Consider the following 11,960-nt stretch of genomic DNA (forward strand, 5'->3'; position numbering starts at 1 on the left):
TCGGTGGGAGCAGGCGACCGGCGCCTCATCCGCCTTCGATGAGCAGCTCAAATGGAGGCAGGACTGCTCTCAATGCAGACCGGCAAGCGCGGCTGCTGGGCCACGTTCCACACACCTTTGGCACCAGCGACCGGGGACGTGAACAAGTTCCAACACATGCGGTCTGCTGAGATGCCAGAACAGTTGGCAAGCCGCTTCGAACCCACACGCCGCAACCCGGTGGCGAGCTGCAGTACACCGGAGGGCCTCCTGTCCGGAAATGGTTGTGCGTGAGTCTCGTTACATTGCCTGGTGGGCAGCTGCCATGGATCCTGAAAGGCTTGCCACAGTGGCAGGCGTTTGGGGGATGTGATGGCCCGCCCGGTAGTACGAGATGGCAGCGATCCCAAAGCCATCCGTGACACTCGCGTGTTGATCGACTGTCTACAGGAGCTGGTGCGGGGCGCCGTCTCCAAGACCGTCCGCGACTGTGCCAAGTATCCGGAAACGGTGTGGCTCGCGGACGCTCCCGATGGGGCCGTGCGCCGTGCTGTGGACGCCGACCCTCGCATCATGGTGGTCAAGCACCGTGCGCCCCAAGAAGCACCGCGACTGCCGGCGATCCTGCACGGCAGGGTGTCCCCCGAGGCCGCCGTTACCGCCGGGCCGCAACCTCCCGGCCTGATCGACAACACTCCGAATGACCGTCAAGTGGTCGATGCCCAGGCGGTTGTGGAGGAGAGCCAACCGGCGCTGGAGAGCGGCAGCCCCGAAGAGCGCAAGGCGTACGAGGCGTGGGCCGACAAGTGGATGCGATGGGCGCAGGAGGAGCTGGCGGCCGAGCCGCAGCGGCGACTGCACCGGCAGCTGTACCGGATGGCCAAGAAGATCGAGCAGGACAGTGACACCTTCGAAGTAGTCCTGGCCGTAGGCCTCTTGCAACTCGGAGCCGCTCGTCCCTCCGCTCGGGTCCGCCGGCACGTCGTGACAACACCGGTGACTCTTACCGTTGAACCGGCATCGATCAACGTGACCGTTTCTCTGGTGCCGGAGCACCCCGGCCGACTGGAAGACACCGACTTCCTCAGTGAGTCCGACGGCTACACGTCGGAGCTGCTGGGGGTCGTGCGTTCCGCTGTCGAGGACGTCCCCTTCCACCCGCTGTCGGACCGGGCGACACAGGCCGTGCGCTCGTGGGCGCAGCGGGCTTTCGGAGTCGACCGCGTGCTCCCGTTCGACCCAACAACCGGCCAGCATCCCGACCTCACCGCTGAACCCCAGGCGCGGTCCCTTCATTTCGCGCCCGCACTCATCCTGCGCGAACACAGCCAGCGCTCCGTCCTTGGCTTCTACGAGAGTATCGCCCGGGCACTGAAGCGTCCCGGAACCCAGGCTCCTCTTGGGCTGGCGCAGTTGCTGTATGACCTTGAACCAGAGCACCGGACGGCCTGGGGGAGCGGAAGTGGCTCCGTGCCACCGGCGCTGGGACCGGATCCGCTGTTCCCGATGATCACCAATGCTGCTCAGCGCGATGTCCTGGACCGGCTGCAGCGCGACACCAGTGTCGTGGTCCAGGGCCCGCCGGGCACCGGAAAGACACACACGATCAGCAATCTGATTGCCGCACTCCTCGCAGACGGCAAGAGAGTCCTGGTCACCAGCGCGAAGAGCCAGGCTCTGAATGTGCTGCGTGACCAGCTGCCGTCCAAGCTGCGCAGCATGTGCGTGATCCAAGGCGATCAGTGGCAGGGCGGTAACTCCGATCTGAGCCAGTCGCTGGGAGCATTGGCGCACCTGAACGCGACAACGAACCTCGATCGGCTCCAACAGCGCATTGACGATCAGCAGACGCAGCGGCACCAGCTCATGGCGGAGCAGGCCAAACTCCAAGACCGCCTGCGTCAGGTACGCGAGGTCGAGTGGTACGAGCACCCCGAGATCGCGCCGGGCTACCGAGGGCGGCTCGACGACATCGTGCAGGCCGTGGAACACGGCGCAGCCGAATATCAGTGGCTGCCGCCCCTGGATGTCCAGGCCCCGCAGGCCCCGCCTCTGACCACGGACGAAGCTGAGCGACTGTGGCTGCTCGTTGCCCAGCACGGCCCCGGAATCCTCGACGCCCGCATCCAGTACTGCCCGGACCCGGCCACGCTTCCGGACCCGACGGAGGTTTCTCGCTGTATCACGGAACTTCAAGGAGCCGAGGAGGCGGTCGGCCGCGAGCCGGTCACACCGCTGGCGCGGGAACTGGCGGACCACGGTGACGCGCGGCTCATTGTGTTGGAAACGCTCCTCGACCGAGCTCAGCAGGCCCTGCAGCGGGTAGGGCTGTCCGCGGACCCCACCTCTTGGCGGGCGGATATCTGGTCCACGCGCGCGCTGCAGGACGGCATCGCCCAGCGATGGCAGCAACTGTGGGACAGCATCCGAAACGCCTCACAGCGTGCACAGCAGACCCACGACGAGATAGCCGCCGCCTCCTTCCTGGAAGTGGAGATCCCCCGTCTGTCCGAAAGCGAGGAGAAGGAGCTCCTGATCGCGGGCCGCAATCTGGAGCAACACGTCCTGCGCACCGGAAAACTGAACACGCGATGGCCCCGGCCGGCCGTCGTCAAGCAAGCCCGCTTCCTCCTCGAACAGTGCCGGGTGGAAGGCATGGCGCCAGCCAGCCGAGAGCACATCACTGCGGTCGTACGGCAACTGGAGATGCGTGCCCACGCCCGCACCCTGCGCGGCAGGTGGACCGGCGTCGGATCGGTCGTCGGACAGGACACTGCCGAACTGATGACGTCCGAGCTCCTGGACAGAGCCATCATCCTGCAAGCTGTCGACACCTGCGTGGAGGTCATCCGCCAGGTCCACGCAACCCTGCTGGCCGACGGGATCCAGACACCGGTCACCACCGTCGAGCAGTGGCGTGACATCCGCCAGGCCACGGCCCAGGCCCGTCAACTCCTGCACATCAGGACCGCAACACAGCGCTTCGAAGAGCTCCTCAAGAGTCTTCCGCCGGCCCACCCGCATGGCGTCGACGAGCTGCGGCAGGCGGCGGAGGCCGCAGCGGCCCGTGATGCGCAGGCCTACGCGCAGGCGGTCGATGCACTGGCTGCGGCATACCAGCGTGAGGCAGACCGGCGCGAGACCGGGAAACTCTTCGAGTGCCTTGCCGAGGCCCACCCCGAACTTGCCAAGGACTTCGCCGGCGATCCCCTCGCCCCGCACTGGCGCTCGCGGTTCGCCGTGCTGCCCCAGGCCTGGGCATGGCGGCAGGCGCAGGACTTCCTCGACACTCACCTCCTCCAGGGACGCGAAGATCAGCTCGAAGGCGAACTGACCCAGATTCAAACCCGGCTGCACGACCTGGTGGAACAGCTGGTCTGCGACCGCGCAGCACTCCATTGCGTCAGCCGCATGACCACCAAGCACAAACAGGCTCTGGCTGCGTACGCCAGCGCCGTGGCCAACGCAGGCCAGGGAACCACCGAGTACGGCAAACGCCACCAGCGTCACGCGCGCTCAGCCATGCAGACAGCGCAAGGAGCGGTACCGGCGTGGATCATGCCGCTGAACCAGGTAGCGGAAACGATCAGTCCAGAGCCGGACTCCTTCGACGTCGTCATCGTTGATGAAGCAAGCCAAGTGGGCCTGGACGGGCTGCTGTTGCTCTGGCTCGCGCCCCGCATCATCGTCGTCGGCGACGACCGGCAGTGCGCCCCGTTCTACAGTGGCAGCAAGCATGACCGGATCACCCAGATCTTCGACGAGCGCATGGCCGGCCTCGAACCCTGGCAGCGCGAAGGCTTCGACCCCAAGTCCAACCTGTACGAACTGCTGCAGTCCCGCTTCACTGATGTGATCCGACTCACCGAGCACTTCCGCTGCATGCCGGAGATCATCAAATGGTCCTCCATGCAGTTTTATCCCGACAACCAGCTGGTCCTGCTGCGCCAGCACGGCTCCGACCGCCTCCCGCCGCTGAAGGTCGTCCACGTGCCCGAAGGTCACTGTGAAGGACGCCGGGACAAACTCATCAACCGGCCGGAGGCGGAGGCCGTCGTCAGCGAACTGCACCGCCTCACCCAGGACCCTGCCTACGCAGACCGCAGTATCGGCGTGATCATCCTGCGCCACGGCGACCAGACACGACTGGTACAGGACCTCGTCGACCAGCGCATCGACGTGTCGGCCCGTGAACGTCACAGCATCCTCGTCGGCACACCCGAGCAATTCCAGGGAGACCAGCGCGACGTCATCCTCCTGTCGATGGTCGTCGACGGAGCCAATGTCATCGCCGCGACCGGTCGGAACAATGAACGACGCTTCAACGTGGCCGCCAGCCGGGCCCGAGATCAGATGTGGCTCTTCCATTCCCTGACTGTCGACCAGCTCAGCAGCAAAGACCTGCGGCGCTCCCTGCTCACCTACATGGTGAGCCCGCCCCCGCCCTACACACACCCGCACCAGCCCGCCCACGTCAGTGCAGACCGACACTGCGCGCCCTTCGACTCGCTCTTCGAGCAGCGTGTCTTCCTGCGCATCAAGGAACGCGGCTACGACGTGGTGCCCCAGTGGGAAGTTAACGGAAAACGCATCGACCTCGTGGTCACCGGAGGCCACGGACGCCTCGCAGTGGAGTGCGACGGCAGCCCTCACCACTCCACCCCGCAGCAGATCCACGACGACGCCGAGCGCGAGCGGGAGCTGCGCCGCGCCGGCTGGACGTTCTGGCGCATACGCAGCAGCGCCTTCGCCCTCTCACCCGACGAGGCCCTGGAACCTCTGTGGGAACGCCTGACCGAGCTGGGCATCCATCCCCGCACGGTCCGCGAGTCAGCCATCGATGACGTGCTGACCGACATGCCCTGGACACCGGTCGGCCTGGCCGAGGGCGAACCCGACGAAGACGCGGACCCCTACGACGGCGAGCCGGACGAAGACAGCGAGGGACACTGACATGGACAACTACGACGACAGCACCCTCGAAGAACTCGCCGCCATGGTCTGCGGTGACGAGCCGGGCATGAAGCGCCGAGCCGGCTGGGAACTTGCTCCCTTCCTTCTCCGGGCCGGTTGGGAAGACGTCCCCGACCACGACGGCAGCCCGCGCCACCGCTGGGTACACACCATCCTGCGTGAACGGCAGGAAGACCAGGCAGGAGACACCGAGCGCGTCATCCTGCGCCTGGCCAACCGACGGGAATACCAACAACAACCCGCCGACTACGACGCCGTCATCCAACGCCTCCAGGAAGTCCTCGCCCTCGAAGGTCGTCGCATCGACTACCGCAAGGGACAGCCGTTCCTCGTCGAGTACGACCCCGACGAACCCCCTCGCCCCCAGCGGGTAGAACTGAAGGTGGCCATCACCGACATCGTCTCCGATCCCGGCCTGGTCCGCGCCGTTCAGCTACGCCTCGACGAAGCCCGCATCTGCCAAGAACACGGCGCCTACACCTCCGCCGTCATCATGCTCGGGAGCCTCCTCGAAGGCGTCCTCGTCCATGCCGCTGACGTCAGAACTGCAACCGTGCCGCTGAACCGGCCCGCCCGCGACACACGGCTGCAGGACCTCATTCAGCACGCCCACACCAACCAGTGGATCGACCAAGACGCAAAAATGGCCTCGGACCTGCTACGGACCTACCGCAACCTGGTCCACCCGCTCGCGGAAAAGCGAGCCAAACACAGCGCAGACTTCGACACAGCCGACCTCTGCTGGTCCACAGTCAACGCCGTGCTCAATGACCTGGCGGCAAGCAACCCTCAATAGGCGTCGGTAATGGCGTTGACGGTTCTGACCGGGAGGCGACAGCTACTTCCCTGCACCCGTCAACGTCGCGCTGCTGAGGCTCATCTCACCGATACCGGGTGGCTCGCGATGCTCATCGTCACCGGCGAGGGTGACCGCTGCTTGAAGTTCCCCCCGTCCCAGCGCGCGCTCGTCGCTCTGGTCTGCCTGCGCAAGCACGAGTCCCTGGCAGTCGGACCGTGCGGGTGTCGGGTGTCGGCGTCGAGTCCTGCGGCCGAAGCACCAGCCTGGCGCAGGTTCGCCTTGGTGTCCGGAACGGCGAGATCCGCCAGCAGCGGTTCCGCAGAAAACCTGCATGATCGCGGTGTGCTCCAGCCACTCGGGCGCGCTGAGGCACGCGTACTTGTTCAACCGCCGCCGCGCCTCCTCGTCGGCGGTCTGACCTACACCGGATGCTGATGCCCCATGCCCGTGGGCTTGCGCGGTGTATGCGGAGAACGCTGATGGGTGGCCCAAAGACGCCATGACCTCGTGCCAGGCCCCTGAACGAGCCCTACGCCGATCCCTATTCGATTTGACCCAGTGCGGCATTCCACCGCCCTGGCGGCGCCAACATGCTGTATAGATCGACCAGTTCGGCTGGGGACTCGAGGGCCCGACAGCTACCCGTCGTGCTCCGTGCCGAGTTGGGACCGCACTGGGAGGTCACGACCGCCGCCGAGCATGTCGGAGGCACGCACTACAGACCACCACGTAGATGCCCTGCGGGAGGGGATGCTCAAGAGCCTGGAGGCCTCCAGCGCGACTCACAGAGCCTCTCGCGACACCTCTCCCGCGTTTCGGCTGGGGCAGGGAGACGGAAACAGGATGTCTTCGTCCCGAATGGTCCGGAATCAAGGGGCGACCAGTACAGCCCCGTGCAAGGTTGTCCGACCCCGGCCCAGGAGGGGCCGAAATGCCGCTGCCCCTGTCCAGTCGTTGGTCAGGGGCAGCCGGGGAATCGGTGTACAGGCAGCGGGTTCGGGAGCGGGAGGCGCGTCCAGCCGGTGTCGTGGTCCCAGTGCAGGACGTGGGTCTCGTCCAGCAGGCAGCCGACCCAGAGGCCGTTGATGCCGGCCGGTACGTTCGGAGACCGCTGGGGCAGCAGGCCCGGGTCGGCGAGGCGGTGCCATGCGGAGGAACGCATCCAGGTGAGCCAGAAGAACACCTCTCGGTGCGGTCGGTCAGAAGCCGCGTCGAGCTTCAAGGCCAGGTCCTCGTGCAGCCCGAACTCGACTTCCAGCAGTTCCACCAGTTCCGTTCCACCGTCGGCGTCAGCGATGGGCGGCGGCTTCGCAGGAAGCGGGGTCCGCCAGGTCATGGATCGTGCGAGGGCGGCCCGCTCACTCACCTCCCGGCGGGCCAGTTCGACCAGCTCGGCATCGGTATGGCGACCGGGGAAAAGGGCCCGCGTTGTCTCGGCCGTTTTCCGTTCGTCCTCGGCCCGGCGCTTCTCCAGCAAAGTGAGGAAGCCCGGATCGAACGACCACAACACCGGGCCCATCCGGGGAGATTCCGGGACCGGAGAGGGCGGTGGGGGCTTTCCACGGTGTCGGTTCTTCTCGGCTCTCCTGGCCCAGTGGCCCGGGTTGAAAGCCGGCATCTGGTCGTACCCCGTCAGCAGGCCGGCGCTGATGTAGCCGGTACTCGTCTCGCTGGGCACTGAACAACCGAAGGCCACCCCAGCACTGCCCAGGACGCCGTACGGGCACGCATCCTCATGGAATGGCCGCTCGATACAGGCCGTGCCGGGGCCGAAGCGGTTCACGCCACGCCGTTCCAGCTCGGCCAGGGCCGGGCTGATGACGGTCAGGGCATCCCTGAAACGAGGGTTCCCCTTGCGCCCCCCGTAGGTTGCCTTCGCCGTGCTCTCGAACACCACGTGCCAGCCCCGATTCAACTCGGGCACCGCACGCTCGTTAAGGTACGGCTCCCAGGAGCGCCGGTTCTGCTCAGCCACGCTGCTGGTCACCTGTGTGACCTCAACCGCCCGATCGCCGCCGCACATGAAGTCGAAGCGCCCGTTGAGGTCCGCGCGCACCTCATGGAAATCACCGCACCGGGGGCAGCGGTCATACGGTTCGACGGTCTCACCCGTGCAGTACCGCAGGACGCCTGCCGCCCTGAGCTCCACCGGATCACTTGCTCGGGGCATGAGCCTTGTCCGTCCCGGCAGGCGCGTCCCAAGGGAGCACCAGCTGTTCCAGCGGCAGACGGGACAAGGTCTTGAACAAGTCGTCCCGACGGTACCCGAGCCCTGCGGCAAGCAGAATCCGCACGTGCTGATCCAGTTCCTCGATCATGGCCGAGGGCAGTCCGACAGCCTCCGGGATGACCCACGCATCCCGCAGGAGCAGCGCCAGATCGGTATCGCCAACCGGCAGATGGACATGCAGCTCCCACGGAGGGACGGTCCGCAGAGGGCCCCGTACCGCCCGGCTCCGCCGCGCGAGCAAGCGCCGACCGGCCACTTGGAGAGCGCGCAGCACCGCCATTTCGGCCATGGCCGCCGCCACGGTCTCACGAGGGCTCTGGTTCATGATTCTCCTACTGGATCTCGGATGCGTGCCGCGGCTGGAGGAACGGGATCAGCGGGGCCGGCATCACGGCGGGGGATCCGAGCAGCTCCCACTGGCAGTCCGGCACTTTGCCGTCGAGGTCGCGCAACGACCGCCGCATCATCAACAGGATCAGGGTGTCCGACGCCCGGTCCGTGGGGGACCAGTGGCGGTCTCCCACCTGGGCCATCAGCACTAGCCCCGACACGAAGGCCCTGCCCATCAGCCAGGCGAGGGCCGCGTCGCCCAGCTCGCCGGCCTCGAGCTCCGCCTCGACCCGTGCGCACAGGTCCAGCGCCCACTCGCGGGTCGCCCCGCTCACCTCCCAGGCGTCCCGCAGGTCCTCCAGGGTGGCCGTCTCCGCCAGACCCAGCAGGGCGCCGCGGACGTCACCGTCGGGAACGGTGCTCATCCCGCCGTCCGGAAGGAACACCTCCTGGGCGGCATCAGGGACGTCATCGACCGTGTACTCGGCCAGTGACGCCCCCGGGTTACCCCACCCCGTCGGCTGCACGGCCCGCAGCACGTCACCGATCCCCTGCGGCGTGACGGCGGCACCTCCACGCAGCACCGTGGTCACCGCGGCAGCCGTGACCTCCCCGCCGGACAGGCTCGGAGGTTCCGGGTTCGCGTCCAGGTCGGCCAGCTCGGGAGGGGGCCACACCACCCCCCGGTCACGCATGTACCGGGCGATGCCCTCATCGATCCGACGCACCCGCGCGGGAACGAGCCGCACCCGCTGCCCCGAGGCGACCACCTCGTCGGCGACGCGCTCCGCCCACTCCTCCTCGTTCTCCCCCTCTTCCGGACCTTCCTCGCCGAGCCCGGCGCCCAGGCCCCGGACCGCCTTGCCGAAGGCGTCCCGCACGGTCTCCTCCGACACCGGGTGTCCGTCGCCGAACAGCGCCAGCGCCAGATGAGATGGCCGAGCGCCCCTCCGCGCCAGCCGGGCGAGCGCCACGACCAGACCGAATGCCTCGTCGTCCGGAACCGACGTGCTCCCGCGCCCGCGGCCCAGCGCCCGCTTCGTGTGTTCCGGCAACAGCCCCGCTCGCCGCCACGATGCAAGCTGCTTCGCCGACACCACGCAACCGTGCCGACGCGCGTGCTCGACGAGCTGCTGATCAGCGGAGACCGGACCACCAGGAGAAGACATGCCGCGAACCTACCCAGTTCCGTCGGAAGAGGACGTGCCTTCAGGAAATAGAGACCCCCACCTTTACCCGGGCCGGACGCACCGGGCCTGGTGCCCTGGGGGAACCGCCGGAGCGCACGGCCCGGCAGCACATCAGGAGGAACCATGCTCACCGCACTGACCGCACTTCTCCCGACCACCGGGCCCCTGCTCTGGGCCCTGATCACCGTCCTGTACATCTGGATCACCGTCTACGTCGTCATCGTCGGCGTCGCCCTGCTGCACCCCCGCCGCTCTCGCCGGAGGGAGGCCCGGCAGATCCTCGAGTGCCACGCCCCCGTCCCCGGGCGCCTGTGACCCTCCTGGATACGTGACCGCGGGATGGCGGCAAAGGCCGCCTGGCTCCACGGAGCGGTCGCTGACCGGCCATAGCCGGTCAGCGGTTGCCAATAATGGGGCGCAAGGGGAGCGCGGACGCCGTGGACGGTGCAGCACGGGCCCGGCACCCACCGAACCGCCAGTGCTGCTCTGATCAGGCAAAACGGCATCGGACAGGGCAAGGCAGCGCGGCCCGGCACAATTTCTGACGTGCTCGCCATGGGTAGGTCTCGAGTGGGGTTGAGCCGTTAGTCCGACTCATTGGCGACCGACGCTGTTGACTGCTTCGCGCAACCCTTGTGCCCCGTTGAGGAGCAAATCATCCAGGTGGTTTAGGTGTCTGAACGCCGTAATGCGATGCCAGCTTGAGTGTAGGCGCGGACCAGTATCTCGCCGATGTGGTGCGCGTCCGCTACCGCACGGGTGGAGAGGTCTCCGGAATCAGCGGCGTGCTCTTCGATGAAGCGACGGACGCATTGCTGGATCAGGTCGTCGACTCGGTCTGATGCCTGTTCCAGAGTGATCAACGGTTGAGGGAGGGCATGGCTGAAGGCAGGTGAAGGCTTGAGATGGGTGAGTATCACCTCGCGAGGTGATGACCACGGCTGGGCAGGCGTGCGTCGCCATCCGGATAGGCTGGGGTTGTCTTAACGGAGTTTCGCGGACACCAACAAGGACAACGCCAACCGTCACGTTCGGTTGAGCTTCTTCGGTGGGTGAGCCGAGCTGGCTGGACGGTAGTCGGGAAGTGCGGCCGCACCAACCGGACACTGAGCCGTTTCCAAGCTGGGTGCGCTGACCGCGAGTTGGACAGCCCTGCGTAGCGGCGAAGCTTCTGGTGGATGGGTTCTCGAACAAGATCACCCGTGTTCGCCAGGAGTTTCGATGACGATGTCAAGCTGCTTGTGCGAGCTGCGGGGCTGTGGTGGTGAAGACCCGGTGGTCGCGCAGTAGTGCCCACAGGACGCTGGCGCGTCGGCGGGCCAGGGCTCGTCATCGGCACGGTCGAACTACCGGGCCTGATCGGAGAGAAGGCCTATCTGTACGTTCCGGGACCGGGTTGGTGGGCTCGACGTCAGCGTCGGTCTGTTCTTCGTTGCCTCAGTAGGTGGCCCCGCTGGGGTGGAAGTTCGGGCGGATCGAGGAGAAGCGGGCGCGCGGGCTGACGGATTCGGGTGACTGTCGCGTGGCGAAGGGGTCCCGCCGACCGCATGGTCGGCGGGACCCCTTCGCGTGCCTGCCGGTGAAGGTTGAGAAGACGATCACGAGCAGGACATCTGGATCCCCGGTGCGATCAGGGGGTGAGGAGCAGGCTGTTGGCGCGCTCCTTGGCGGCGGCGTAACGCTTGGCCACGTCCTGCCAGTTGACGACGGCCCACATGGCCTCGATGAAGTCGACCTTCTGGTTCTTGTACTGCAGGTAGAAGGCGTGCTCCCAGGCGTCGAAGACGAGGATCGGGGTCGAGCCCTGTCCGACGTTGCCCTGATGGTCGTAGACCTGCTCGACGATGAGGCGCCCGGAGAGCGGCTCGTAGGCGAGCACGCCCCAGCCCGAACCCTGCGTCGTGGCGGCGGCCTTGGTGAGCTGCGCCTTGAATCCGGCGAACGAGCCGAAGTACTCGGTGATCGCGTCCGCGAGGTCACCGACACCGTCGGCGGCGGTCGGCTCACCGCCGCCACCGTCCTTCGGGCTGTTCATGTTGTGCCAGTAGATCGAGTGGAGGATGTGGCCGGAGAGGTGGAACGCGAGGTTCTTCTCCAGGCCGTTGATCGAGCCCCACGACTCCTTGTCGCGGGCCTCCGCCAGCTGCTCCAGGGTGTCGTTCGCACCCTTCACGTAGGCCGCGTGGTGCTTGTCGTGGTGCAGCTCGATGATCTGCGGGTTGATCACCGGCTCCAGCGCCGCGTAGTCGTACGGAAGCTCCGGCAGCGTGTAGATCGCCATCTCCAACACCTCTGACATTATTGCGATTGATGTGCAGGTGCACGCTAGCAGCAGGAAAGATACGGTGCGATGCGGCGTTGGACCTAGGTCGTGTCCGCAAAGTGGTTGGCGCGTTGGTGTTTTCGTGGTGCGTCGTCATGAGCTGACTGATCAGGCCTGGGTGGTCGTTGAGCCGTT

Annotated in this window: 8 protein-coding genes; 4 read left to right on the top strand and 4 right to left on the bottom strand. The window is 66.6% G+C overall.

What is annotated here, in order from left to right; translation table 11 throughout:
• Positions 1-408 precede the first annotated feature (408 nt).
• Entirely contained in the window at positions 409-4,932 is a 4,524-nt protein-coding gene (locus ACIA8D_RS34175; RefSeq protein WP_399238114.1) for an AAA domain-containing protein, read from the top strand.
• A 1-nt stretch (position 4,933) separates the two neighbouring features.
• Positions 4,934-5,749 carry a hypothetical protein gene (locus ACIA8D_RS34180; protein WP_399238115.1) on the top strand — a complete coding sequence of 272 codons (816 nt, stop codon included), beginning with the start codon at positions 4,934-4,936 and terminating at the stop codon, positions 5,747-5,749.
• Positions 5,750-6,710: 961 nt separating this feature from the next.
• Here ACIA8D_RS34180 and ACIA8D_RS34185 read toward each other — a convergent pair.
• From ACIA8D_RS34185 to ACIA8D_RS34195, 3 genes are all read right to left on the bottom strand, one after another.
• Complete coding sequence (locus ACIA8D_RS34185) at positions 6,711-7,808, bottom strand: hypothetical protein (protein ID WP_399238116.1); 1,098 nt, start codon at positions 7,806-7,808, stop codon at positions 6,711-6,713.
• A 97-nt stretch (positions 7,809-7,905) separates the two neighbouring features.
• Complete coding sequence (locus ACIA8D_RS34190; protein ID WP_399238117.1) at positions 7,906-8,307, bottom strand: hypothetical protein; 402 nt, start codon at positions 8,305-8,307, stop codon at positions 7,906-7,908.
• Positions 8,308-8,314: 7 nt separating this feature from the next.
• On the bottom strand, positions 8,315-9,367 hold the full coding sequence (locus ACIA8D_RS34195; protein ID WP_399238118.1) for a hypothetical protein: 1,053 nt from the start codon (positions 9,365-9,367) through the stop codon (positions 8,315-8,317).
• 258 nt (positions 9,368-9,625) lie between these two features.
• On the opposite strand from ACIA8D_RS34195, the gene ACIA8D_RS34200 reads away from it, so the two are divergent.
• Entirely contained in the window at positions 9,626-9,817 is a 192-nt protein-coding gene (locus ACIA8D_RS34200) for a hypothetical protein (protein WP_399238119.1), read from the top strand.
• Positions 9,818-10,203: 386 nt separating this feature from the next.
• On the top strand, positions 10,204-10,344 hold the full coding sequence (locus ACIA8D_RS34205; protein ID WP_399238120.1) for a hypothetical protein: 141 nt from the start codon (positions 10,204-10,206) through the stop codon (positions 10,342-10,344).
• 788 nt (positions 10,345-11,132) lie between these two features.
• Here ACIA8D_RS34205 and ACIA8D_RS34210 read toward each other — a convergent pair.
• Complete coding sequence (locus ACIA8D_RS34210; protein WP_399238121.1) at positions 11,133-11,783, bottom strand: superoxide dismutase; 651 nt, start codon at positions 11,781-11,783, stop codon at positions 11,133-11,135.
• Positions 11,784-11,960 lie beyond the last annotated feature (177 nt).

It is taken from the genome of Streptomyces sp. NPDC051684 (assembly GCF_044453445.1).
Lineage (GTDB): Bacteria > Actinomycetota > Actinomycetes > Streptomycetales > Streptomycetaceae > Streptomyces.